The sequence below is a fragment of the Thermotoga caldifontis AZM44c09 genome, from assembly GCF_000828655.1.
GTDB lineage: Bacteria > Thermotogota > Thermotogae > Thermotogales > DSM-5069 > Pseudothermotoga_A > Pseudothermotoga_A caldifontis.
This window is the reverse complement of record NZ_AP014509.1, coordinates 1,048,966-1,074,070: the sequence shown is the minus strand read 5'-3', so window position 1 is coordinate 1,074,070 and position 25,105 is coordinate 1,048,966. Positions and strand designations below refer to the sequence as shown.

Annotated in this window: 20 protein-coding genes and 2 tRNA genes; 12 read left to right on the top strand and 10 right to left on the bottom strand. The window is 50.6% G+C overall.

The genetic code is table 11. The annotated features are described in order from the left end of the window. The first annotated feature begins 141 nt into the window (after positions 1-141). From TSP01S_RS05370 to TSP01S_RS05345, 6 genes are all read left to right on the top strand, one after another. Positions 142-1,653 carry a hypothetical protein gene (locus TSP01S_RS05370; RefSeq protein WP_041077120.1) on the top strand — a complete coding sequence of 504 codons (1,512 nt, stop codon included), beginning with the start codon at positions 142-144 and terminating at the stop codon, positions 1,651-1,653. Continuing rightward, positions 1,653-6,470, top strand: coding sequence for an Ig-like domain-containing protein (locus TSP01S_RS05365; RefSeq protein WP_041077118.1), 4,818 nt, complete (start codon positions 1,653-1,655; stop codon positions 6,468-6,470). Before TSP01S_RS05370 ends, TSP01S_RS05365 begins: the two co-directional genes overlap by 1 nt. A 145-nt stretch (positions 6,471-6,615) precedes the next feature. After that, a complete protein-coding gene (locus TSP01S_RS05360; RefSeq protein ID WP_041077116.1) occupies positions 6,616-7,947 on the top strand; it encodes an FAD-dependent oxidoreductase in 1,332 nt (443 codons plus the stop codon). Positions 7,948-8,023: 76 nt separating this feature from the next. Beyond that, positions 8,024-8,995 (top strand): AI-2E family transporter, encoded by a 972-nt coding sequence (locus TSP01S_RS05355; protein WP_041077114.1) that lies wholly within the window; start codon positions 8,024-8,026, stop codon positions 8,993-8,995. A 23-nt stretch (positions 8,996-9,018) separates the two neighbouring features. Beyond that, positions 9,019-10,155, top strand: coding sequence for an aldo/keto reductase (locus TSP01S_RS05350; protein WP_041077112.1), 1,137 nt, complete (start codon positions 9,019-9,021; stop codon positions 10,153-10,155). Between the two features lie 23 nt (positions 10,156-10,178). Further along, positions 10,179-10,661 (top strand): flavodoxin family protein, encoded by a 483-nt coding sequence (locus TSP01S_RS05345; protein WP_231848521.1) that lies wholly within the window; start codon positions 10,179-10,181, stop codon positions 10,659-10,661. 637 nt (positions 10,662-11,298) lie between these two features. Here TSP01S_RS05345 and TSP01S_RS05340 read toward each other — a convergent pair. The 3 genes from TSP01S_RS05340 to TSP01S_RS05325 form a co-directional block, all read right to left on the bottom strand. Further along, entirely contained in the window at positions 11,299-12,186 is an 888-nt protein-coding gene (locus TSP01S_RS05340) for a hypothetical protein (protein ID WP_041077110.1), read from the bottom strand. Positions 12,187-12,201: 15 nt separating this feature from the next. Continuing rightward, entirely contained in the window at positions 12,202-13,500 is a 1,299-nt protein-coding gene (locus tag TSP01S_RS05335; RefSeq protein WP_041077108.1) for a hypothetical protein, read from the bottom strand. A gap of 691 nt (positions 13,501-14,191) precedes the next feature. Then, positions 14,192-14,268: transfer RNA gene (locus tag TSP01S_RS05325), tRNA-Met, on the bottom strand. A 676-nt stretch (positions 14,269-14,944) separates the two neighbouring features. Between TSP01S_RS05325 and TSP01S_RS05315 the strand changes: the two genes are divergently transcribed. Beyond that, positions 14,945-16,279, top strand: coding sequence for an NCS2 family permease (locus TSP01S_RS05315; protein WP_041077102.1), 1,335 nt, complete (start codon positions 14,945-14,947; stop codon positions 16,277-16,279). A gap of 25 nt (positions 16,280-16,304) precedes the next feature. On the opposite strand, the gene TSP01S_RS05310 is transcribed toward TSP01S_RS05315, so the two are convergent. From TSP01S_RS05310 to TSP01S_RS05295, 4 genes are read right to left on the bottom strand one after another with little or no spacing between them, the layout of a single operon-like run. Next, positions 16,305-17,129: an ABC transporter ATP-binding protein gene (locus tag TSP01S_RS05310; protein WP_041077101.1), complete on the bottom strand. Its 825-nt coding sequence runs from the start codon at positions 17,127-17,129 to the stop codon at positions 16,305-16,307. Continuing rightward, positions 17,126-17,698: a hypothetical protein gene (locus TSP01S_RS05305; RefSeq protein ID WP_041077098.1), complete on the bottom strand. Its 573-nt coding sequence runs from the start codon at positions 17,696-17,698 to the stop codon at positions 17,126-17,128. Before TSP01S_RS05305 ends, TSP01S_RS05310 begins: the two co-directional genes overlap by 4 nt. Further along, positions 17,685-18,047, bottom strand: coding sequence for a GntR family transcriptional regulator (locus TSP01S_RS05300; protein WP_041078483.1), 363 nt, complete (start codon positions 18,045-18,047; stop codon positions 17,685-17,687). Before TSP01S_RS05300 ends, TSP01S_RS05305 begins: the two co-directional genes overlap by 14 nt. Before the next feature lie 2 nt (positions 18,048-18,049). Then, complete coding sequence (locus TSP01S_RS05295; RefSeq protein WP_041077097.1) at positions 18,050-18,979, bottom strand: hypothetical protein; 930 nt, start codon at positions 18,977-18,979, stop codon at positions 18,050-18,052. A 151-nt stretch (positions 18,980-19,130) separates the two neighbouring features. Here TSP01S_RS05295 and TSP01S_RS05290 point away from each other — a divergent pair. After that, a tRNA-Leu gene (locus TSP01S_RS05290) sits at positions 19,131-19,217 on the top strand. Positions 19,218-19,262: 45 nt separating this feature from the next. Next, on the top strand, positions 19,263-19,982 hold the full coding sequence (locus TSP01S_RS05285; RefSeq protein ID WP_041077095.1) for a WecB/TagA/CpsF family glycosyltransferase: 720 nt from the start codon (positions 19,263-19,265) through the stop codon (positions 19,980-19,982). On the opposite strand, the gene TSP01S_RS05280 is transcribed toward TSP01S_RS05285, so the two are convergent. Then, on the bottom strand, positions 19,960-21,147 hold the full coding sequence (locus TSP01S_RS05280; RefSeq protein ID WP_041077094.1) for an MFS transporter: 1,188 nt from the start codon (positions 21,145-21,147) through the stop codon (positions 19,960-19,962). The two genes, TSP01S_RS05285 and TSP01S_RS05280, sit on opposite strands and share 23 nt — an antisense overlap. Before the next feature lie 52 nt (positions 21,148-21,199). On the opposite strand from TSP01S_RS05280, the gene mutL reads away from it, so the two are divergent. The 3 genes from mutL to TSP01S_RS05265 are packed head-to-tail and all read left to right on the top strand — an operon-like array spanning position 21,200 to position 24,168. Beyond that, entirely contained in the window at positions 21,200-22,849 is a 1,650-nt protein-coding gene (gene mutL, locus TSP01S_RS05275; protein WP_041077092.1) for a DNA mismatch repair endonuclease MutL, read from the top strand. After that, on the top strand, positions 22,850-23,359 hold the full coding sequence (locus tag TSP01S_RS05270; protein WP_041077090.1) for a GNAT family N-acetyltransferase: 510 nt from the start codon (positions 22,850-22,852) through the stop codon (positions 23,357-23,359). It begins immediately after the preceding gene. Next, positions 23,344-24,168 (top strand): hypothetical protein, encoded by an 825-nt coding sequence (locus TSP01S_RS05265; RefSeq protein ID WP_041077088.1) that lies wholly within the window; start codon positions 23,344-23,346, stop codon positions 24,166-24,168. The genes TSP01S_RS05270 and TSP01S_RS05265 overlap by 16 nt, the downstream gene beginning before the upstream one ends. Here the strand turns inward: TSP01S_RS05265 and TSP01S_RS05260 are convergent. After that, positions 24,163-24,414, bottom strand: coding sequence for an EscU/YscU/HrcU family type III secretion system export apparatus switch protein (locus tag TSP01S_RS05260; RefSeq protein ID WP_041077086.1), 252 nt, complete (start codon positions 24,412-24,414; stop codon positions 24,163-24,165). The two genes, TSP01S_RS05265 and TSP01S_RS05260, sit on opposite strands and share 6 nt — an antisense overlap. After that, positions 24,398-25,048, bottom strand: a complete 651-nt coding sequence (locus tag TSP01S_RS05255; RefSeq protein WP_041077084.1) for a hypothetical protein — start codon at positions 25,046-25,048, stop codon at positions 24,398-24,400. The genes TSP01S_RS05260 and TSP01S_RS05255 overlap by 17 nt, the downstream gene beginning before the upstream one ends. Between the last annotated feature and the right edge of the window lie 57 nt (positions 25,049-25,105).

Here is a 25,105-nt window from a genome sequence, read left to right as displayed (position 1 = left end):
GAAAACGATTAGACTCGATCCGACGGCTTCAAAACCAACATGCATGTTCCAGGGTGAGTTTCTTCCTGAACACGTGACTGCTACAATTTCCTAAAGGGAACGCTGTGCTGAGCGATGAAATATATAGCGGAGGATGATAGTTTGAAAAGGCTACACATACTTCTGCCAATCTTTGTCGCGATCGTTTTGCTTGTAAACAGCTGTCAAAAGCCGAGCAGCGATCTCGCTGTGACATTGGCCGTCGATCCTCCCACACCGACACCATACAGCACCGTGACCATCGTTTTAACCAGTCCTTTGAATATAGGCGTGACGCTGACGAGCATCTCGATAGACGGTGTGACGGTGTGCAGCAGTGACACGGTTCCTCTGCAGTACGCCTGGTTTCCGACCGAAGCAAAAAGTTACATTGTGGAAGGATACGTGAGGAACATCTTCGGTCAGGAAGGAAGAACTCAGCACGTGGTGAACGTTCTGGACAACACTCCTCCGATCATAAAATCTTTGCGCGTTGTTCCAGGTTTTCCAGAAGAGGATTCGACCAGCTATCTTTCCATCGAAGTTGAGGAGAAAGAGAGCAGGATCGTTAAGACAGCAGTCACTGTGGGCAACGAAACCAGGTCGGTTCAGACCACAGTTCAACCCATAGTGATAGAACTGCCGAGGCTCTCTCAGGGTGAATATCCAATCAATGCGGTCATTTCGAGCAGCGATTTCGCGAGGGCTTCGACTTCCACGGTCATTACAATCTACTCGGTTGATAACAGCGAGCCTACGCTGGAACTGTCGTTCGTCAAGAACGTTTTCTCGGTCGGTGAGAACGTTGTGCTCAACGTGAAGGCGAGAGACGACACGGAGCTACGCTCGGTGATTGTGGAGCTGGACGGTGTCGAGAAGTTCAAAAAAGAATTTTCAAAAACGCGTTCCATAGAGATCCCTGTCAGTCTGGGTGAGTTCAACGCGCCGAATCTACATTCTGTCGTGGTGAGTGTGATGGATGGGAGAAACAAGTTGAGCATCGCTGGAACTGTTTTCGCGGTGGGAACCGGGCCGGCGAGCGTCGAGTTGAAGATCAGCTCCACGAATCCGAGCCCGGGCGAACTCGTCGAACTCCAAGCCTCCACGAACGAATACAACGTCAAAAGGATCGTCTTCAGTGTCGACGGGAACGTGGTGTCCGATGGGAGGGCCGACAAATACTACTGGATCGCCTCCTCTGGCAGGCACGTCCTGAGCGTTATGATCGAGACGGAAGACGGCAGGGTCGGGCTCGATGCGATTCAGATCGACGTTCAAGACGATCGTCCACCGAGAATCGACAGCTTCGTGATAGGAGACGCGCGGCTCAGGACCGATGCGTACACCGTCATCTCTCCGGGTTATTACGGTGTGAGGATGTCGATCAGCGATGACACGGCTGTCAAACGGAACAACACGATCATGGTTCTCATCTCTTCGAGTCCGTTCCCGGCGATCAACCCTGTTGGTCAGGTTGTACTCGTTCAGGAAAGCGTTTCGGACGATCTGAAGCGAGCTGACTACGTTGGAGCGATTTCTCTGACGAACGGCAGGTTCTACCTGATCCCGACAGGTGTGAGCGACATCTACGAAAACACACTCCAGAACCTGTCGTTCTTGCTCGAGGTGAGATGATGAAGTTCATCAGGTTGATCCTCGTTCTCACATTGCTGACACTCGTTTCTTGTGCTATGCTCGACAAAAATCCACCCAAACTCGACGTTTCGGTTCTGAAACTGGCGAACGTGGCCAACGAAAGTTTCGTTCTGAACGTTTCTGCCTCCGATGAGAGCGGTATCGATAGAGTGGAAATTTACGCCAACGACAGGCTCATCTACAGAACCTCTCAGCCTGGCCAGATCTCCTTCCCGGCCCCGTACGGATCGTTCACGCTCCGCGTGGTGGTCCACGACCGGGCCGGCAACGTCTCCAGCAGGGTGATAGGTCAGTTCAGAACCGTCGATCTGACCGCACCGGGTGTCACGATCGTCACATCGCCAACCAGCCCCCTGCCTGGCGAAACTGTGACGGTTTTTGTGAACGCCGAGGACAGAGAGAGCGGCATCATGCGTGTCGGTCTCAGGGTGAACAACAAAGAGGTGCAGCTCGTGAACAACAGGCACACCTTTCAGGCACAGGCCGGTACGTACACACTGGAAGCTTACGCCGTCGACAACGAGGGAAATTCGAACACGGCCAGGCTGACTCTGAACGTTTCGATCGCGGGTGACACGACCGGACCAGAGATAAGCTTCCCGGATCTTCCGAAAAAGGTCAGACCAGGCAGTGTCGTGAGCATAACAATCGTGGCGAGCGATGTGAGCGGTGTCGCACGCATCGTTTTCAACGATGGAAGAGAAGTCCAGTTCGTTCCGAGCGAGCCATCGACGAGCGTGACGTGGAATCTGACCCGTAACGTGGGAACCACGAACCCATACACCTTCACAGTGACCGCTTACGACTCGAGGAACAACCACACGAGCAGAACGGGAACCATAGAGATCGGCTTGAACCTTCCACCCTCCGTGTCCATTCAGGTAGACAAACCTGCGCCCATAGAGAACGAGAAAGTCAAAATAACCATCCAGGCCAGCGATGATTCCGCGGTGAAGCAGGTGATCCTTTATATAGATAACGTTCCCGTGAGGACGTTCAACCAGCCCCCGTACGAACACGAATGGACTGCGGTGAAAGGCATACACAGGATAAGGGCCGTCGCGATCGATGATGCCAGCGAATGGAGTGAAGCTTACTACACGATCAACGTAGGGGTTGAGGATAAAGAACCACCGACGATCTATTTCACACCACCTTACGGCGTGCCGATCAACCAGGCATACACGTTCTACGTGTTCGTGACCGACAACGTGCAGGTCGATCGTGTCGAGATGACGTTCTCCGGTCCCGAATCGAAAGGTCCCTTGAAAGCCTCACCGATAGGTGGCGGCGTTTTCACGCTGACCGAAACCTTCACCAAAAAAGGGATTTACGAAGTTTTTGTAACCGCTTACGACACGCGAAACAACAGTTCCACACAGAAAGGTCAGTTCCCGGTCGATGAAGCGTACATCGTCAAAGCCCCGAGGATAAAGGAATTTTCCTACGCACCTTCGACTCTCGCTCAGGGAGAACGCGTGCGCTTCAAGATCGTGGCCGAGGATGATCTTGGATTGAGCAGATGCGATTTCTTTGTGGATGGCGTCAAGAGGGACTCTGTTCCTCCCAAAGTCAACGTTTTCGAGTGGGAATGGCTCGCTACGGTGCTCGGCGAACACGAAATCACAGTGGTCGTCGTCGACGTGGAAGGGTTCACTGCTGAGGCCACCGGCAGCGTCTTTGTCACGACGGAAAGACCGATCGTACGAATTCTACAACCAGAGGATGGATTCAGGACTCCGTTCGCTCCGAACATGAGCCTTTCTCTCAACGCACAGGTGATCGACACGAACGAGCCAGTGCAGGCTTACTTCGATGTGAAAGGACCCGTGGACGAGACGATAGCGGTGGCACCATCTGGAAGCGGACCCGTGTACAGCTTCAGCGCGAACTGGAGGGTGAAGCAACCGGGAGAGTACAGGGTCGACTTCTACTACAAAAACAACGTGAACCTGTCCGGGTCCGCGAGCGCCACTGTGAACATACTGGATCTCGGCGTTGTTTTCGAACAACCGCTGCCGGGCCAGCTGCACCAGTGCGGTTACGAGCTTAAAGTGAGGGTGCGGACGAGCGTTTATCTGACTAAAGATGCGAAGTTCGTGATCAGCTATGCCAACAGAAGTGAAGAATACAGAATTCCCACACCATCGGCTACCACCTCGACGTACAACATCTACGAAACAACGATCCCGAAAACTACCTTCAGTGAGCCCGGAAACTACACGATCGATTTCGTAGCCAGAACGGACAAAGGTGAAGAGGGCAGGGGTACGAGCTTCATTGCGGTCATCGATAGCGAGCCACCCAGGATAACCACCGCAAAACTCGATGGGAAAGACATCATCGACGGTGGTGTTTATGATCTCGTCACGTCCAGCACAGGTACCGTGACAGCTAACGTGACTGTGTATGCCGAGGACAACAGAAAGGTCGCCAGCATAAGGCTGCAGAGAAAAGATTACGACGTTTATAAAGACATCGCGACGTCCAGCTCGTCACAGCTGAACACCACCATCACAGGTCTGAATCCATTTGAAAATCAGTTCAGAATCGTTGTGAGAGATCTGGACAACAACGAAACGAGGCTGAACTTCACGATCTACGCGTATGAAGAAAATAAGCCCGGCAGCGAGGGCCTGAGAACCTTCCAGATCTATCCATCCTCCCAAGTGTACGACATGAACGCGCCCGTGCTGGTACAGATCCGTGGCAGTCTGAACAACAACACGCAGTTCAAAGTGAGCGACGATACCGGATTGAAAGAAGTCAGAGTCATCGTCGTTGACAAGGAGGCCAACGAGAAAAATTACAGCGAGATCGTCAAGAAACTGTTCGAATACACTTCCGGAAATCTGGTGAAAGAAATCTTCATAAGCAACCAAGATGTGCCGATGTTCACACCTACGCGCGTAGGAGAGTACTACGTGAATCTCGAGGCACTCGACGTGTTCAACAATTCCACGTTGATCGCGCAGCAGAACATCGAGGTTGAGGACCTGACACCACCCATCGTGAGCGTAGACATACCTGAAGGTAAGTACTACGGGATAGGCCCGGAAGGAAGAAAGATCGTCAGGAGCGTGACGGATGTCAGGGTGAGCTTCCTTGACAACACCGAACCGATCCACCGCGTCGAGCTGTGGTTGATCGATGCGTCAGGAAATTCTGTGAAGATCGGGGAAAAGTCCGATCTGGCGACGAACAGCTGGACGTTCGAGAACGTACCCTTGCTGACGTACACCGATGGCATCGCGAGGCTCGTGGCGAAGGCCACGACCACGAGCGGTGCGACCGGTACGGGTGAGCTGTCCGTGGTGATAGACAACAAGACCCAACCGGTCGTGAGGATAGAACTGCCAGATGCGCCAACGTTCGATGGAAAGCGAATTTACAGATCTATCCTGCCGGTCGAGGCAATCGTTGAGAACACGGACGTGCCACACGATGTTCAGAAGATCGAGCTGTACATCGATGGCGTGAGAAAGCTCACGCTGTCGTCACCCGTTCAGGACGGCAGCCAGAAGTACATCTTCGCTCTGAACACCGCGAATCACACAGATGGAGCACACAGAATAGCCCTGAAGGTGTACGATTGGGCGAACAACGCGTCGCAGCTGACCGACGTTCGATGTTTTGCCGACGTCGTCTTCGACAACACGGCACCCATCCTGCTGAGCGACAGCGGAAAGGTGTACACGAACCAGCCGACGGTGGAACTGACCATAAGAGAAGAATTCGGAGTGGCCGAAGCGATCCTCGAACTCGGTGGCAGGCTGATCCGACCACAGCCCGGAACGTTCATCTTCGACCACGGTCTGGCAGCCAACAGCTTCGCGAGCTTCTCCCTGTACGTGAGAGATACGGTCGGAAACTCGGCGAACTATTCCGGCACACTGTACCACGACACGTCTGCCCCCGTGATCAGTGTCCGTATGGAGCCTACAGAAATAGCTTCCGAGACTGGCGTCAGGTTTGATCTGAACGTATCCGACAACTTGACGAGCGTCGCAACGTTGGCGATCTACGTCAACGATATGTTCCAGAGAGAGTTCAGCATAAACCAACCTGCAACGAACGTGAGCTGGTCTTACAGGCCGCCATCCCGTGATGAGGACACTTGCACGTTCAAATTCGAAGCTTACGACAAAGCTGGCAACAGGGGAGAGTTGACCAAGCAAATTTATGTTGATACACTCGCCCCGAGGATTGTGGAGTTCAAATGTGTTAATCTACAGCTTGTGAATGGTACTTACTACACCAGAGAAACGTCGGCCACAGTGACGTGGAACGTGGTCGATGCCAATTTCGCAGGGGTGGCAGTGTACGTGAACGGAGCGCCGAGGATCACCGACGGTCCAATCAGCGGAACCATCAACGTCGGCTTGAACGACGGTTCGAACACGATAAAGTTGACCGCAATCGATCGTGCCGGTCACAGCAGTGAAAAGACGATCCTGATCGTTCTGGACAGGACACAACCACAGATATCGAACGTTGAGATAGACAACATCTCTGTCACTGAAGACGGAACGAGCGTGACTCTACAGAGCGCCGGTAGCAAGGTTCTCAAATTCACCGTGGTGGAAGAAAACATCGACTGGGACAAGTCGGCGGTGTACGTTGACGGAAACAAGATTCATTCAGGCACGAGCTGGAACAGGACTCAGAGCGGTGCGACCTACAGCGTTTCAGCAGAGATCGACGTTCTGAACAATTCGCAGGTTCAGATCCTGCTGAGAGATTTCGCCGGAAATGAAAAGTCCTTCTCCTTCACAGTGATCGTTTCGACTGAGTGATTCACATCTTTGATGTACCGGGCGAGGCTCAGCGGTCCCGCCCTTTTGTTTTGAAAGAAAAATTCAGACCATACGAGTTGGAATTTCGACCAGTTTCGATGTAGAATTGTATTGTAACTTTGAAAACTTCGCCGGAGGTGATCCCATGAGGTACGACGTCGTGGTCGTTGGAGGAGGGCCTGCGGGTCTGGTTGCGGCCTTCACCGCGAAGAAATTTTACAAGGACAAGAAGATACTCGTCGTGAAGAAAATACAGAAAGAGCTTGTTCCGTGTGGAATTCCGTACGTTTTCCACACGCTGAACGGTGTGGAAAGTAACTACATGGGTGTGGAGGAAAGGTTCCAGAAGGCCGGAATAGACCTGCTGATCGACGAAGTGGTGGACGGTGACGTGAGCCAGAAAAAGATTTTCACAGGAAACGGAACAGAAATCGAATACGATAAACTGATCCTCGCAACTGGATCGGTTCCCGCAGTTCCAAAGATACCCGGTGTGGAACTCGAGAACGTGTTCACGGTCTCGAAAGATGCCAACTATCTGAGAACGGTACTGGAAAAGACGAAGAACAGCAAAAACGTGGTCATCATTGGTGGAGGATTCATCGGAGTTGAGGTGGCAGACGAGCTGAAACGCTCTGGAAAGAACGTGGCGATCGTTGAAATGATGGATTGCCTGCTGCCAGTTTCTTTCGATCCCGACTTCGGAGAGCTGGCACGCAAGGAGATCGAGGCAGAAAACGTGAAGGTGTACACGAGCACGAAGGTCGTTGAAATCTTCGGTTCCAAAGTCGTGCAGGGCGTGACGCTCGACAACGGTGAAAGGATCGCTGCGGACGCCGTCATAATCGCGACCGGTTACAAACCCAACAGCGACCTGGCGCGGAAGCTTAGTTTGAAGATCACAGAGTACGGCTTCATAGAGACCGATGAATACATGAGAACATCGAAAGTGGACGTCTTCGCGGCTGGCGATTGTGTCCAGCACAGAGATTTTTTGACCGGCAAACCTTCCAGGCTCATGCTCGCCTCTGCGGCCGTGTTCGACGCCAGGATCGCCGCATCCAACCTTTACGGCCTCAAGGTGATCAGAACGAACAAAGGTTCGCTGAACGCGTACTCCACCGTTATCGGTAGCAGAGCGTTCGGTTCCGTCGGTATAACCGAGAGGACCGCGCGGGAGGAAGGATTCGAGATCGTGGTTGGAAAAGCCGAATCCTTCGACAGGCATCCTGCCAAGTTCGCGGACACGAGCAAACTCATCGTGAAACTCATATTCTCCCAGGACAGCAAGATCCTGCTCGGCGCACAGGTGTGCGGTGGCAAAAGCATTGGAGAGATCGTCAACATACTGAGCCTGGGAATCCAGAAAGGCGTGACGGCGAACGATCTGTTCACGATGCAGATAGGAACACACCCACTGCTCACATCCGCGCCGACGACCTATCCACTCACCATAGCCGCAGAATCCGTTCTGTGAGCATGTGATTTTGAAGCCCCTCCCCGTGGAGGGGGTTTTTCTTCGAATATGGCGTAATTTTCCGAGGTTGAGGTGCATGAAGAACAAACATTTTGCGTTGATGTATCTGGTGATTTTTCTCGTCGTCGCGAAACTTTCTCCGTTCATCGTGACAGCACTCATCGTTGGTCTCTATCTATCCATCATCGTTGACCACCTCACGAAATTCATCGCGATCGTGGTGAAGAGACCTCGCTGGCTTTCACGGACGATTTCAAATGTGGTGATTTTCATGCTGATCGCCTATTCAGCAGTCAACTTCTTTCCCGTGGTGCTGAGAGAGGCTCGAAAAGTGATCTCTCAGATAGAGAGGGCAGTCACGCAGATTGGCTCTCTCAAAATGCCTTCGTGGGTCTCAGCCTTGCTGAGCAGTCTAAGCGCATCTTTTGCACAGAGTGCGGCAGGTTTTTTGAACCGCGTCGTCAGCTACGTTCCTTCCTTCATCACAGCAGCGGTGCTCGTGATCGTGACATCCTTCATAGTGTCGTCATTGAAGAAACTGGTCAAAGAAGGAGTTTCTTACCTTTTTCCCGACGACCCACAGGATGGTAAGAACTTTTTGCGCATCACTTACAGGGAGTTCGAAAGGTTCGTGGGCGGTCAGGTGCTTGTCGCCATGTTTGTGGGTCTCTTCATCGGTTTTGGAGCTTTCTTCTTTAAAATCCCGAGTGCGTTCTTCCTCGGGGTTCTCGCTTTCATAACCGATTTTGTCCCTTACCTGGGCGTAGTAATATCTGCAATACCTTTGCTGATGCTCTCCTTTACGACTTTCGGACCGCTGGGGCTCCTGATCGGTACCGTCATCCTCGTGGCAGCCAACCAGCTTGAAATGTGGTTCCTCGCTCCAAGAATTCAGAGCGGTGCGTTGAGAATCCACTGGTTTATAATCCTGTTGACGATCCTGCTCTTTGCAGATTTATTCAGCTTTGGTGGTATTCTCATAGCGTTACCCTTTCTGATCTTTCTCAAGAACTACTGGAAATTCTATGTCATCAAACGTGCGAGATGAAACCCTTGCAGGGAGGGATGTTTGTGCAGTACAGAGATTTTGGAAAAACGGGAGTCAAGTGCTCGATTCTGGGTTTCGGTGCGATGAGACTTCCTGTGCTCAACAACGACGAGTCACAGATCGACGAGCAGGAAGCCATAAGAATGATCCGCTACGTGATCGACAACGGTGTCAACTACGTCGACACCGCGTACCCTTACCACCGCGGTAAGAGTGAGATAGTCGTTGGGAAGGCTTTGAAGGATGGATACAGACAGAAAGTTTTCCTCGCGACAAAATCTCCAGTCTGGCAGGTGGAAAAGCCCGAAGATTTCGACAGATACCTCGATGAACAGTTGAACAAACTGCAAACCGACCACATAGACATGTACCTCATGCACGCGTTGAACAGGCAAAGGTGGGAGAAGATAAAATCGTTGAAGTTTTACGAATTTTTCGAACGAGCCAAAGCGCAGGGAAAAATCAGGTTCGCTGGTTTCTCCTTCCACGATAAGTATCCCGTGTTCAAAGAGATCGTGGACGGTTATGACGGCTGGGATTTCTGCCAGATTCAGCTGAACTACATGGACGTTGATTACCAGGCGGGGCTCAGAGGACTCAAATACGCAGCATCGAAGGGTCTACCGGTGGTGATCATGGAACCGCTCAAAGGTGGCAAGCTGGCAAAACTGCCGGACAAAGCGAGAAAAATCTTGAACAGACATCCACAGCGATGGTCAGACGTCGAATGGGCCCTCAGATGGCTCGCAAATCTCCCAGAGGTCACAGTCATCCTCAGCGGGATGAGCACGTTCGAACAGGTTCGCCAAAACGTCGAGATCGCACAGCGTCTGACGGTTGGAAATCTGTCAGAAAATGAACTTCAACTGATCCAAGAGGTGAAAAGAACTCTGGAATCCTACGCGGTGATAAACTGCACAGAATGCGGTTACTGCATGCCGTGTCCGAACGGGGTGGACATTCCTGGCAATTTCAGAGTCTACAACGAAACGATCATGTTTGAAGACTTCGAGGGTGGAAAGGGTATCTACAGATGGTTCCAGAGCCAGAAAATAGCGGCATCTTTCTGCACAAAGTGTGGTGAGTGCCTCAGCAAGTGTCCACAGGGTCTTGAAATTCCATCACTGATGGAGAAAGTTCACAGCGAGCTGGGAGCATGAAACACTCGAAGCGATGAGAGGAGGTGGACCTTCTGGACAAACTGATCGTTTATTACAGCTGGTCCGGTAACACGCGAAAGATCGCACAGATCATCAAAGAACTGCTCGGTTGTGACATCGTTGAGCTCGAACCCGAACAGGCTTACCCAAGTTCGTACAGACAAACGGTTGAAGAAGCGAAAAAAGAGATCAGATCCGGTTACAGACGGCCCATAAAAACGAGGATCGATGTCGGAAAGTACCAGCTCTTGTTCCTGGGCTCACCCAACTGGTGGGGCACTCTCGCGGTGCCCATCATCACCTTCCTGTCCCAGCACGATCTGTCCAATAAAAAGATCGCACCTTTCTTTTCACACGGTGGTGGGGGCATACAGAACATGCTGGAAGATCTGAAAAGGCTCTGTCCCAACTCAGAGATACTTCAGCCTTTCGTCGTCTACGGGGGTGGGAAGAAAGATCTCAAAAAGGATATCGAAGCGTGGCTTAAAAGGATTCAGGTGCTTTAATGAGCACGCACCGATTAACAGGCAACGCACGAAGATCACATTGTCGCTGTACATACCTGGCTGTTCGGTGATGGAATAAGTAAGGTAAACTGCGATTGAAAAAAGTTGTCAGACGAAAACAGTGGGGGCAAGTACAACGCTTGACTCTATTCCCAATCTCATAAATGGGATGTGCTTTCTGGATTTATACTCGTAAGCCGTACATGAAGAGAGGAGTGAGGCTCCCACTTTTCAGGAGGTGGGAGCGAGAATTTAAAGCATCATTGAAACTCTGAACGAACACTTTGGAGGAATAGTGACAGCGATTTACGGGTACAAATAAACTCTGTGCAGGGTGGAATGAAACTTTGAGAGTTTCACGGAAGAACGATTCGTTCTTGAGAGGGAGACCGTGGAACTTCACAACCAACAAGTTTCGATGGCGCAAAAAGATAGAACCAATAGATCTGTTAGGTTTCAAGATGAAGTAGATCGTATTTTCTTGGAACCATTACGGAGCGAAGAAGCCGGTAAGCGTGTAGCGTAATCGAAGAATGGGATAGCACGTGGTGAACTAACCAATCTACTTGCAAAAGCTCCATCGATACTCGTAAATAGGTTGAAATCGTTCCTGGACAGGTTTCTGAGGAATTCTCATCTATCTCACACTCATTTCAGCTTGTTTCAAAAGATACTCGTTGTACTTTTTGTCAAAAGTATCATTGAAAACCTGGATACTATCGGTTTTGAACAGATCGAACATCCAAATGACTGCTGTAACTACTGGGGCTATGATTTGACCATAGGGAACAAAAAGCAATGCTGTAAAGAAAGCGCTCGCAAGAGTTTGCGGGGAAAGGAGCGCTTTCAGAAAAGATCCGCTCGCTATGCTCCTCAAAGCAATATCCACTGTCAAGTAGACAAGGGGCCCTAATAATCCTGAGGGTAGAAACGACATAAATTTGGAAGACTGAGAGTATACGTACGGATAGATTTTTGATGCGATGAAATTCACACTAATTGAAACACCAACTGTTAAGCCGTATTTTTTCAAAGTGCTTATTGTAGCAGTCTTTACATTGGAACCCAACACAGCTACTTGATATATAAAATCAAAGAAACTTAACATTCCAGTGTACTCTATAGTTCTAAGAGTAGAGAGCTTGAAATATTCCCCCGCTAGGATCCTTCTCGCTTTTATTACCGACTCAGGTGACACTCCCATTTTGGTATTTGAATCTTCAAGGATATGAACAGCCCACGCTATCTTCTTTTGGGAAGGAGAAAGATCGAATCTGTTGTCAAACAGTAGCCTCTCGAGACTACTCACATCGTGTCCCCATTGTTCTCTGTGAAACCATCCTCCGGGTGCGCTGCAACCTGGAACAGTATCTATGGCTCTATGAAAATCGAACAACTGTTCATATTTGGCAGGAACTTTCAAAACATCTGTGATCATTCTCGACATATATGTATGTTCTATTCCAGAAAGTCCGAACGAAAGTTTCGATATCAAGAAGACAATAATGGTAAACGTCTTCCTCATAACTTTTCACCTCCTCTATGGTGAATGCTTGTGTTGCTGAAACATGTTGTCTACGAATTTAGTGATGTCCTCCTTTTCCTTGAGTTTTTCAATGATTTTGGAGAGCAGGTAGTTATAGTACATATCAACCTCCGTAAACAAGTACTTTCTATCAATCTTTCCCAATTCTCTTCCATATTCAACTATTTGTGATGTTTTCCAGTTAGGATTATACTTTTTTAAGATCTCCAGTGCCCATTGATTGTAGTATTTCAAACTCTTAGCTTTCTTCTCCTCAAGTATGGTTTGATAGTCCTTCTGAATTTTGTACATGGTCTGGTAAATTTTTTCTTTCTCACTGTCATCCATAAGAGGATTATTGAGTAGCACCTGGACTTTTGTTACAAAAGTCTGGACCTTTGCTGATAATACCTCCTCAGATTCATCTTTGTATTTCCATATATCAGGTGAGGCTAGTAACGAAGCTTTTTCTCTCTCTAGTTCTCTCTTTTCAATGTAACCAACTAGTTCATTTATCCTGCTGACTTTCTCTTTAATTGAGGTAATCTCGATCATGCTTGAGGCAAGCTTTTCCTCAAGAGATAATGCTATCTCCAGAGTATCATATGCTTGGCCAAGCAAAGGATCCTCTGACTCCGAAAGATGCTCCAGTCTTTTTACGAATAAATCTATAAGGCTTTCTGCTAGTTTTTTGGAAGATGCAAAAATGTCCATGCAGCTCCTCGTGAGGAGATTCACCCGTTCAATTTCTCCACCTTTTTCGAGTTTCCAGATGTACCCTACTAGATTCTCGAGATACTCCGATCTTTTGTCTCTTATAAATTTCAAAATCTGATAGATGCTCGAGAAATGTACTGGATCCTTCTCAAACATTGCTTTTATAATAAGAGTTTCTCCAGTGTTCAAAATCCAGAGCACGGTTTGGGGACTCTCAACGTTTGAGGTGACCAGGTTGAGGATTCGTTCGTATTCCTCGAAAAGCTCAGAATTGTTAAGAGAGTGTATTAACGCGTTTAGAATCATGAGATGAGCAGTTTCATAGTCTTTCTCGGACAATCTGGTTTCTGCTTCTTCGATGAGGCGAGGAATAATTGAACTATGAGCTGATGGCTTGAAGAATATCTGAGCGTTACTAAGAAACTGGTTTAATAAGAACACAGTTAACAGGCTGGTTACAAGAGAACCAGAACACAAAAGGATGAGAATGACTATCAGAAGTCCCCGGATAGGAAATTTCTTTTGCCACTCAGGTGAGATATCAGTGTCGAATTCCTGATTCTGAAGTTTCTTTTCTTCTCCTTCCTGCTCTCTCACACTTTCACCTCCGTGTGAGGTTTTCATATTATACTACCTATAGCGATACGTGAGGTTTTCAAGGCGCACCAAAAGGTTGAAATCAGACAAATTACCACGGAGCTTATATGAACATGTGGAGATGAGAATAACAGAGCCGATAATGAAAAGAGGGATAATCCCAAGCCAGACCTGGATATTCACACCTCCTACTATGCATTGTAATACCAAATGTCAAAATAAAAAAACCGCGGCTGACACTTCGGCTTTCCAGAAAACTTCGAACGATTGTTCACCCATCACGTATAGCAGAAGTGTTTTGATCCCAAAGTTTTCTTCCACCAAAGGGAAAAGTACTCAACGAGTTTAGCCGCTGATTTTCATCGATCGGAATTTTCTTCCCTGCTCTGGAAGTAGTAAGCCACGTCTCGAGCACCGTTCGTGCGCCTTCGAAAATTTCCTTGAATATGTTCCCACATCTCTTTCCAAGTCGTGTCAGCATTCCTTCTTTCGACACAAACCTGTGCTTGTTTACCGTGCGTAGCATTATCTCTCTTACAACGAACGAAGTCTATACAAAGAATGTGGCACCTTTTGCGTTAAACACCTTCCAGCTTCTCCTTGACTCAATGGAAAAACAAAGAGCCAGCCTTGTCGACCGGACTGTACGCAAAAACAAAAGCCGGGCCACAGAGCCCGGCTTGGACGAATCTGGTAGCGGGGGCAGGATTTGAACCTGCGACCTTTGGGTTATGAGCCCAACGAGCTGCCTGGCTGCTCCACCCCGCAACGCCGTTAATCATATTAGCACACGGAGCAGGTGGTGTCAAGTTTTCCCTGGAAGATGAGATCGTGCAAGTGGCGATCCTTCCTACGGTGTGTGAAGCTTTCAAGGTGCGTCCTGAACTGATCGGATTCCATTCCCACGCCCGGCTGCCTGGTTTCGCTCGAACTCATGAAAATTCACAGTTCTGTTTCCAAAAGGAAATACCCAGGTTCCGTATATATAGTATGGGAGATCTCCTGAGGAAAAGTATCTGCCTGGCGAGTTCGGCTCGTAACTGGCCCTCGGTCTAAGTCGACCGAACTGGCTGGATTGCGGGATCGAATCGATGAGAACCGAGGATCAAACGATGATAAAGACAAAGGATCGCAAGTCTGCAAAATGAGAAATTGCGACCTGGAAGGACAAAAGCTGGTGTGCAAAACTTCGAACGCCGAACTACTACAGGAAATTTCGTGCGACCCATCGATGAGATTTAGAACCTCGATGAACTTTTCAGGAAAATACGAGCCAGATCGGTTCCATACAATCTGACGAACTTGAGGCCCCGAAAAAGGGGCCTTTTTCTTTTTCTGCTGGTCGTTTTTCTCTTTCAACCTCCGCGTCAAAAACTTTTAAGCTGTGGCGGTTATGATTTTTCCGTCTTTTGTTTTTCACTTCCACCTGTGGGAGGGAGAGCGCATGGAGAAGCTCTTTCGCTTGAAAGAGCATGGTACGACTGTTCGTCGTGAGATCATCGCTGGTATCACCACCTTCCTGACGATGGCCTACATCGTGTTCGTGAACCCCTCGATCCTCATCAACGTGATCCCCGGAGCAAGCGCTGACAGCAGCCTCTACGCTCAGTTCTTCGGTGCTTTCATGGTCGCCACCATCATGGGAAGCTTCATAGCCACGATGATCATGGGCCTGTACGCCAACTATCCGTTCGCACTCGCTCCGGGTATGGGTCTGAACGCGTATTTCGCCTTCACAGTCTGTCTCAAAATGGGCATCGACTGGAGAGTGGCACTCGCGGCAGTGTTCGTCGAAGGAATCATTTTCATAATCCTGACTGTGACCGGTGCCAGGAGCTTTGTCGTGAGGGCGATACCTGCATCGGTCAAGCTTGCGACCGGGGCCGGTATAGGTTTGTTCATCGCGTTCATAGGCTTGAAGAGTGCGGGTATCGTGGTGAGCGATCCTGCAACGTTCGTCAGCCTCGGCCATCTGAGTGATCCGAACGTTCTGGTAGCGATCATAGGCTTCTTCATCATTGCCGCGCTGTTCGCAATGAAAATACCAGGTGCGATCATGATAGGCATTCTTGCCAGCACCGTGATAGGGGCATTACCAGTGTTCGGTGTGACGAAGTATCACGGCATCGTGGGGAAGATTCCGAGCGTGGCACCGACGTTCATGAAGATGGACTTCAACCTGCAGGCACTCGGCAGCGCGACGTTCTGGATGGTGGTCTTCACCTTCTTCTTTGTGGACTTTTTCGATACGGTCGGAACTTTGACGGGACTCGCAGAATCCACTGGGTTCACGAAGAACGGAGAGTTCCCCAGAGCTTCGAGGGCCTACCTGGCCGACGCAGTTGGAACATCCGTTGGAGCCATCTTCGGAACTTCCACAGTCACGACCTACATCGAGAGCAGCGCGGGTATAGCGGAGGGCGGCAGAACGGGTTTGACGGCGGTCACGGTCGCTGTTTTGATGTTGCTGATGCTGTTCTTCTCACCCTTAGCGATGACGGTACCCGCTGCGGCAACGGCTCCCGCATTGATATTCGTGGGTGTGCTGATGATGAAGAGTCTGAAAAAGGTTGACTGGGACGATATCACCGAAGCGATCCCCGCTTTCATAACGTTGCTCATGATGCCACTGACGTACTCGATCGCGAACGGTATAGCGCTGGGAATAGTGACGTATCCGATCGTCAAGGCGCTTTCGGGAAAAGCGAAACAGGTACACTGGTTCACCTGGATCCTTGCGGTGCTCTTCGTCCTGTATCTGATCCTGCTGAGAGAATGAGTGAGGCGGGCCGTCAGGCCCGCTTTCATTTCAGTGCGAGTTTGCGTTCGGATTTGCCTGCCAGATAGCCAACCACGATCTCGCTGAGCTTTGGAAACCTGCCGATGTCGGCATCCGTTCTAACCAGCACCGCCTGTCCCACCAGACCTACGATCTCACCTTTTTCAAAGGTTTCTCCCCTTTCGATCAGTCTGTGTTTCTCCTTGGCTGCGTCGATGGAATCTGCGTAGATGATCCTTCCCTCTTTCATGATTGCCAGGTGCGTGGCGTACTCTTCGAGTTCGAAGATTTCGTGTGAACACACTATGGCCGATCTTCTATCGTCCACATATCCTTTCAGCAGAGACATGACCTCCAGTCTCACGGTGGGATCCAGATGCTGGGTTGGCTCATCGAGTATGAGCAAGTCTGCCTGACTGCAGATGCACAGGCCGACCAGAAACAGCGTTTTCATGCCTATGGAGTAGGATTCAACCTTCTGGGAGAGATCGAACCCGTAACGGGCGACGAAGTTTGAAAAGGTCGATTCATCCCAGCCGGGATAAAGACTCGACCACAGCTGTGCGTAGTCCGAGCCAGTGAAGTTTCTGAAAACGGTCCTCTCTTCTGGAACCACCGCGATCCTTTGCTTGACGATGTGCGAATCGACGCGATCGAACTTCGCATCGAACAGAGTTATTGAACCCCCATCCGGTTTCAAAACGCCCGTCACGCACCGGACCGTCGTGGTCTTTCCCGCCCCGTTCGGACCAACGAGTGCAAGGATACTGTTCGGTTCCACAGAAAAAGACACATCGCTCAGAACCTGCTTGCCGGAAAAGTTCTTTCTCAGATGTTCCACACGGATCATCTTTCTCCACCCCTCGTCGTGAAGAGTCTGTAAGAAACGCAGGTCAAGCCGATAGCGAAGATGAAAGATGCCAGAATGCTTTCCTGCCTCAGGGGGCTGACGAATCTGTACGGGTTGAAACTGACGGACAGCTTCGTTGAACCTATCGAGCTCATGACGAGATCGAAGAGTAAAAACAGAAACGCCGCACCGAAAGGATCGAATCCGACGCTCACGGCCGACAGAACAACGCCCAGATAAGCCCACAGGAAGATCAGAGACCTGAGCAGTATCAAGAAAGCTCCGACGTTTCTTTCCGCGAAGGGGAGTCCGACAAAGAACGAAACAGAGATTAGAAGAGAAAGAAACAGGTATTCGAACCAGAATATCTGTTTGCGCGTGAGTGGAAGATAGAGCAGAAGGTCCAGTCGTTTCTGTCTCACGTCGCTCGCCAGTGAAAAGAGTATCAAAAAGAAGCTACCGAAGACCTTCGCGCCGTAGTTCGGTATCATCGTGACGACGAAGAAGAACACCATGCTGGGAAATTTCTCGAGAAGCTGTTTCTTCACATAGACATCAAATTCTCTCATTCCTCCACACCTCCTCGATGAGGACCAGGGTTGTGTACAGGTCGAACTGTCTGGACTTCATTTTGGAAACCAGTTCCCTGATCGCCGAGACGATCTCGGCATCGACGTTCAGTTCCTTCGCCACGAAATATCCAACCCCCTGTTCAGCCACCAGGTAGCCTTCCATTTTCAACCTGTCAAAGGCCTTCAGAATCGTGTTTATGTTCACGTCGAAGATCGTTTCGAGTTCCCGGACGGTTGGAAGCTGCTGACCAGCCTTCAGATTGCCGAGCAGGATCTCGGCCTTTATTTGATTGACTATCTGAAGATACGCCGGAATACCGCTGTGCTTGTCGACCTTTCTCAGCATGTTCACCACTCACTCGTCACCTTAACGTTCGAACTCTGCACGTTCAACCTGTCTCCTATCGTGTTCTGCAGCTTCACAGTTCCACCCGTTCCGCTCAGCACCAGTTTGGTGTCTCTCGTACCAGCCACCTTCACTTCACCGTTGATGCCCGTACCATCGATGAACACCTGCTCACAATCACTCAATTCCAGTTTCATCGATATGCCCGTTCCATCGATCTTTACCTGATCGAACGAGAGCGTACCTTTCAGGTTCAATCCCGTTCCATCGATGCGTAAACTCTCACCGGAAAGGATCGAGTCCACGTTGACACCTGTTCCCTTGATGAACAACTTTTTGCTTTGAACGCTCGCAACCACGTTTATCGCTGTACCTTCGATCTGAAGCTCGTCCATGGACCCTTCACCTTTCAGCGAGATCGAGGAAGCATCGATGAAGAGCGTTCTGAGCCCATCCGTACCGATCTTCATGATGTACTTTCGAGAGCTCTCACCGCCCGAGATTTCCAGTCGGTCTTTCTCAGTTTTTACCTTCAGCTCCGCTGGAAGCTCAACGGATTTTCCCCCGACCAGTGTCACTTCCACACTCCCATGGATCGCGATCGATACGTTGGATTGCAGCGTTAGTGTCTCGTTCGGTTCACGCTCTGCGCCGATCGACACGTACGGCCAGATGCTCAGGCTTTCGAGCGCACCGAGAATGACCTTCGAATAAAGGTTCACCGTCATGGGCACGAGGAATAAGACGATCGAAAGTACTGTGAGTCCTGCAACGCGCCTGATGTACACTTTCATAGAAATAGCGAGGATCACAACCGATGCGAGCGCAACCATGAATTTGAGTGGGGCGAAAGGCGTCAACCAGCCGAGAACCCCGAGCGCTGCCAGTATCAAAGCCATTCTTACGAGCCTGGATTGAAGGATGAGAGACATCCTGTCACCTCCGTATCATATTGTTATAGTAATATAGAACACCATATCAATGACACGATCATTTCATTTCTGTACCAGTTCTGTATCCATGACCTGGCTGAAGACTCTTGAACTGGCCGGCGGTATGTGGTAATATTATTTACGGCAGCGTGCCGAGGTGGCGGAAATGGCAGACGCGCATGACTCAGGATCATGTGGGTTTCCACCCGTGCGGGTTCAAGTCCCGCCCTCGGCACCAGGAGGCCGGGTACACCGGCCTTAAATTTTGTTTGGAGGTTTCCCCTTGGAAAAGGTAGAAATCTTCGGCCTGCCAGTGAGCGTAGGGACCTTTGACGAAATGTTCTCGGAGATCAGAGACAGGGTCCTCCAGAGGAAGAAAACTTTCGTCGTCACCGCGAACGCCACCATCGTCGTCACAACGATAGAGAGTCCGGAGTACAGAAAGGTCGTTCGCAGCGCTGACCTCATCCTTCCTGATGGGTTCGGCGTGATCCTCGCGATAAAAAGGTTCCACAGGAAAACGTCCGAACGCGTCACGGGCATAGACATGATGCTCCGTCTCTGCGAGGTCGCAGCGAAAGAGAAACTGAAGGTTTTTCTACTGGGAAGCAAACCGGAGGTCGTCGAAAAGGCGGCGAAGAATCTGGAAAAAACTTACGGCAGCATAATAGCCGGTTACCACCACGGTTATTTCAACGGAGACGGCCCGATAGAACTCATTTCATCTTCCAGAGCCGATCTGTTGTTCGTCGGCATGGGTGTTCCAAAACAGGAAACATGGATACACAAACACTTTCAGAAAGTCCCTGCAATTTTCGCGATGGGCGTGGGCGGCTCGTTCGACGTGATCTCGGGTTACAAAAGGAGAGCCCCGAAGATCTTTCAGGATCTCAAACTCGAATGGCTGTACAGATACCTTCAATCACCACGCCAGAAGAAGAACGTGCCCAGAGATGTTGCCAAACTTCTCTGGTACATCGTCAAACCGCCGCGCGGGCTTTGAGCACGTACATGACCGCAACGCTCCCAAGCTGAAGTAACAGAGACAGCGATACCATCAAGCCGAGAGAGCTCTGATACAGAAGTCCCATGGCGAAACTGCCCGCGAACCAGGAAACACCAAAGACAGAATTCAGAAGACCGTAAGCGAACCCTCTCTTCTCCGGAGGGATGATCTTCGCGATGACCGCCTTCATCACCGATTCCTGAGCTCCCATGCTGATCCCCCAGAGGCTCACACCAAGGACTACCCACAACTTTCCCTTTGCGAGGAACGTCAGTGGGGCTGCGAGCGATCCAACCGCCGTGGAGGCTATGAGTGCCGTTATGCCGAGCCTATCGTAAAGTCTTCCGAAGAAGATCGCCGATGCGGCATCGACGCCCATAGCGACGGAGTAGAGCAGTGGCACGACGGCACTGACGAAGAGTTCCTGTTTGGCCATGTGGTAGGACATCAATGGAAAGTCCACGAAACCTGCCGCCAGCAGGCCAACCGCGACGAGATAGAGCACAGCTTCGAAACCGAGCCTGGAAGACTGCTGGGACCTGCCTGTGGGTTCCTTTTCAAACTCGATGGGCCTCGGGAAGAGAAACCTGCCGACGATGAGCAGGATCATGGAAATGCTGGCAGGTATCCACAGGATCGAAAAGCCGAAATGGTAACGTTCGAGCAATTCACCCGACTTGAAACTCAAGATCAGCGAGAGTATCAGAGGCCCACTCACGGCACCTATCTGGTCGAGCGCCTCTTCGATTCCGAAACCGAACCCGGGACCCACTTGCTTGGCGGCGTAGGAAACCATGCTGTCCCTGGCGGGTTTCCTTATGGCTTTTCCGGTTCGTTCGAGGATCATCAGCAACATCGCTATCCTCCAGTCCCACACGAACGCGAGCAGCGGGATCGCGAAGAGGTTGAAGCTGTAACCCACCAGAGTGAACAACCATGGTCGCTTCGTTCTGTCGGCGAGATAACCACTGAACAGTCTCAGTACGTAACCCACGAGTTCCCCAAAACCAGCGGTGAATGCGACCACCGCGGCACTCGCACCGAGTTCGAGCAAGAAAGGTCCCGCCACACCGCGCGCACCTTCGTACACTATGTCGGAGAACAGGCTGACGAAACCCATGAGAACGATGAACGCCATCGCCGACCTGACTCGCTGGCTCACTCAACCATCCCCCTTTCGTCTTGGCTTATTATATAAACTTAGAGGTGAAGGAATGAAGATAAAACGGTTAGACGATTCTGTCGTTTCCAAGATCGCTGCCGGTGAGGTCGTGACCGGTGTTCATTCGGTCGTTAAAGAACTGATCGAAAATGCGCTCGATGCTGGAGCGAAGAAGATCGTTGTCGAACTGTTGAACGGTGGAAAGAGCGAAGTCAAGGTGAGAGACGACGGTGAAGGCATGGATGAGGAAGATTTAAAGGTTTGCTTTCTTCCACACACGACGAGTAAGATCAGCAGTTTTTCCGATCTGTCCGATCTCTCGTCTTTCGGTTTTCGTGGAGAAGCCCTGCACTCGATAAGTTCCGTCTCCAAGATGAAAGTGATATCCCGCACCGCTTCTTCTCCCATTGGTCACGAGATAGAGGTCGTGGCTGGCAATCTGGTTTACAGCAGGCCCGTACATGCGGATGTGGGCACGATCGTGATCGTGAGGGATCTTTTCTTCAACGTCCCGGCGAGAAGAAAGTTTCTGAAATCGGCAGCGATAGAGTCCCGAATGGCGACGGAGATGTTTGAAAAATTCTGTCTTTCGAAGCTGAACGTGCACTTCGTGCTCGTCAGAGAACAGCAGCTCCGCTACGATCTACCTCCGTCCGACCTTCTTGAAAGAATCAAGGCGATCTTTCCTGACATTCCAGCACAGAATCTGAGAATCTTCGAGTCCGAGCACGGGAACATGAAGCTGAAAGGCTGTTTGAGTTTGAGCCCCGTTCAGAGTAGAGGCACGATCGTCTGTTTTGTGAACGACAGGTTCGTGACGAACCAGCTCCTCACGAACGCTGTCTATGCGGCCTTTTCGGATGTGCTGGAGAAGGGGAAACATCCGTTCGCGGTGCTGAACCTGTCGATAAGTCCAAAAGAGATCGATGTGAACGTGCATCCGCAGAAGCTCGAGATCAGGTTCATCAACGAAGAGGATGTTTTCAGATTCGTCAGGGACAGCCTGAAAGGGTTCCTCTCCAGACCCATCGTGAGGCAGGTGCATGTTCACGAAAAAGTGCGCGTTGCTGAGCCTGTCGAGTTCTACAGACCTGCTCCACGCGTCGAACGGCCCGGGCAAATCGAGGAAAAACTGCTGGAAGAGGAGCCGTTCAGGGTCGTGGGAGTCGTGAGGGGGAGGTACGTACTGTTCGAAAGAAAGGAAGATCTTTTGATCTTAGACTTCCACGCTGCCCACGAGCGAATCGTCTTCGAACAGATCATGAACTCGCTTTCAGAAAGAAAGGGTAAGACGTTACTGGTGGAGATGAGAATCAAAATGAAAGAATCTGACTCAGCGATGCTCGCGTCTTCTCAGGTTTTGAGAGACCTTGGATTCGAGCTGGAAGCGAACGGACAGGAACTCGCTGTTAAACAGATACCAAAGTGGATGGAACTGAGCGAAGTGGAGGAATTCCTCAGAGACAGCATCGATGAACTGAAGCTCATCGATCTTCAGGGAATGAGGGAAACCGTCAAGAAGATTCTGGCTGACCATGCCTGCAAGAGGTCCGTCCGGACCAGAGACAGATTGAGCGAAGCCGAGATGATCGAACTGGCGAAGAGAACCATAAACGAAGGTCACAGCACCTGTCCGCACGGAAGGCCGTTGATGTTCTCGATGAGTTTCAAGGACCTGGACAGGTTCTTCGGGAGGGATTGAGTGGAAGGTGTAACGATCAGGTGGGTCAGGCTCTCGGACGCACCGCAGCTCGTAGCCTTCAAGAAGGCCGTGACGAGTGAATCTCCGTTCCTGCTCACTTACCCGGATGAGGTTGAGGACGTCTTCGAGGCGCGTCGCTACATAAGCATCTACCTCACGGACGATCGACGCATTTTCTTAGTTGCGGAGTACCAGGGAGAGATCGTTGGAATGATAACGCTCGCCGGAAGCTCGAGGAGGAAAATCCTTCACAAGGCGGAGCTGGGTATCAGCGTGAGGAAACCTTACTGGGGGAAGGGTATCGGCAGCGCGCTGATCAGTGAGGCGCTGCGGATCGCCAAACAGAAGGGTTTCAAAAAGATCCAGCTCGAAGTCATGGAACACAACGAGAGGGCCATAAGGCTCTACAAAAAGTTTGGTTTCGAAATCGAGGGGAGGAAGAAGAAGGCGATCTGCATGGACGGTCAATACTTCGACCTGCTGGTGATGGGGAAATGGCTGGAAGATTGATCCGTTCACTGCTCCTCGCATTCCTGTTCGTCGCCTTCGCCGTGTTGATCTTCCGATTCCACGATTGGGGCATCGAGCTGAAAAGGCTGCAGGAACAGTACGTCGAAGCCTGTCTGAGGTGGCTGGAACTCCACGTAGAGAGTCTCGCAGAACAGGCACTGGAAAAAGCAGATTCGCCGAACCTCGATCGTTACGCCGAGATAGCGAAAAAGCTCGGTGGGTACGTGGGTTTCGATAAAGAATTGAAACGGATCGTCGTGGCGGTGAGGAGAGGCAACGATGTGAAAACTGCCACTTTCACGCTGAACCTCAACCCCGAAGGGTTCGAGTACTACGTGTGCGATCCATCCAACACGGTGCTGGACGCTTCGAAGAAGTCCATGGTTGGGAAAAACGTAGAGCTGGTCCTTCCAGATCTGTCGAGCGGGTCATTGGTGAAGTACGAAGGCAGGGTGTATCTCTTCAAGCAAAGAACGAGTCAGCGGTTCGGCTTCAGAATTTTTGTAGGAATACCTTACAGAGATTCCCGACTGCAGAGTTATCTGGTCATCGGGCTGGCGATCGTTCTCTTCCTGATCGGTTTGAGCTGGAGGCGGAGGGACCAATCCGAAGAAAGGATCACAAAGGCCATAGAGGACATCATCAACACGCACAGGTTCGACGAAAAGAGCATAAGAAACACGAAACTGAAAAACCAGCTTTCGAAGCTGGTGAACAGGCTCGAGCACAACGAACGGATACTGCGTGAAACTGCGCAAAAACTGCAGGATCTGAAACAGCTGCTCGAAAAAAGGAAGGCCGGCTCATAGGTTTCGAACGAAGACTAAAATCTCGGCAACGGCCACGAAAAGTTCTTCGGGTATCTGTTGAAGGACTTCGAGCTCGTAGAGTTTTCTGACAAGCTCCGGCGAACGGACGATCGGTACGTTGTGCTTCTTTGCCTCCTCGATGATCTTCCTCGCTATCTCACCTTTCCCTTTCGCTATGACGAAAGGGGCATCGAACCTGTCCGGATCGTAGCCGAGAGCCACCGCCAGTTCACGCGTACAGTCCATCGATACCAGCTCCCAGAATGAACCTCACGAGTGAAAAATGCCTGGAAAGCCTTTCCCTCAATTCTTCCATCCTGTCTGTTGGAAACATCTGTGAAAAGGACAGCACGAGCTGATCCTGCCAGACCTTTCCTTCTATCACCGCTAATCTTGAATCCTTCACGAAGTCTATCCTGAAGGTGTGCCGGGATCTGTCGATGTAGACGTGAACGGGGGCCTCTCTTTCTGGCAGGCTTTGGAAGATGTAAGGATTGGAGAGGGTGAAGAGCCAGAGTCCAAAAGTTTCATCTTCGGCCGTTTCGTAGTACTTCGCGAGCGAACGGTAGAAATTTCTATCGAGCTTGCCGATTCTGGCTTCCACAGCCTGAGCGGTCCGGGAAAGAAAAACTACGTCTTCATCGAACCTGGCCTTCCCGATCACCCTCAGAATCGGTTCGAGTGCGGAAAGTGGTGGTGAGTCACCTTCCAGCTGTAAGACTTTTTCTGCGAGGTAGAACTTTTCCAGCACCGGCTGATCGCTTATGCGAACGAACTTGCCCACTTCCGGGGGCTGTCCCTTCACCTTGACGACGATGTCACCTTTCTCGGTGCGCAGTTTGGCGAATTTTCCGAACGTTTCAATCACGAAACCTTCCACGCTTCCTCCTCCAAAATCATTTATCGGTTCTGATATGATTCTATTGTAGAACTCACG

Bases quoted from the DNA above. Each gene is read 5' to 3' on its own strand.
- TSP01S_RS05365 (WP_041077118.1), top strand. From the start codon at position 1,653: ATGAAGTTCATCAGGTTGATCCTCGTTCTCACATTGCTGACACTCGTT.
- TSP01S_RS05360 (WP_041077116.1), top strand. From the start codon at position 6,616: ATGAGGTACGACGTCGTGGTCGTTGGAGGAGGGCCTGCGGGTCTGGTT.
- TSP01S_RS05355 (WP_041077114.1), top strand. From the start codon at position 8,024: ATGAAGAACAAACATTTTGCGTTGATGTATCTGGTGATTTTTCTCGTC.
- TSP01S_RS05340 (WP_041077110.1), bottom strand. From the start codon at position 12,186: ATGAGGAAGACGTTTACCATTATTGTCTTCTTGATATCGAAACTTTCG.
- TSP01S_RS05315 (WP_041077102.1), top strand. From the start codon at position 14,945: ATGGAGAAGCTCTTTCGCTTGAAAGAGCATGGTACGACTGTTCGTCGT.
- TSP01S_RS05310 (WP_041077101.1), bottom strand. From the start codon at position 17,129: ATGATCCGTGTGGAACATCTGAGAAAGAACTTTTCCGGCAAGCAGGTT.
- TSP01S_RS05305 (WP_041077098.1), bottom strand. From the start codon at position 17,698: ATGAGAGAATTTGATGTCTATGTGAAGAAACAGCTTCTCGAGAAATTT.
- TSP01S_RS05300 (WP_041078483.1), bottom strand. From the start codon at position 18,047: ATGCTGAGAAAGGTCGACAAGCACAGCGGTATTCCGGCGTATCTTCAG.
- TSP01S_RS05295 (WP_041077097.1), bottom strand. From the start codon at position 18,979: ATGTCTCTCATCCTTCAATCCAGGCTCGTAAGAATGGCTTTGATACTG.
- mutL (WP_041077092.1), top strand. From the start codon at position 21,200: ATGAAGATAAAACGGTTAGACGATTCTGTCGTTTCCAAGATCGCTGCC.
- TSP01S_RS05265 (WP_041077088.1), top strand. From the start codon at position 23,344: ATGGCTGGAAGATTGATCCGTTCACTGCTCCTCGCATTCCTGTTCGTC.
- TSP01S_RS05260 (WP_041077086.1), bottom strand. From the start codon at position 24,414: ATGGACTGTACGCGTGAACTGGCGGTGGCTCTCGGCTACGATCCGGAC.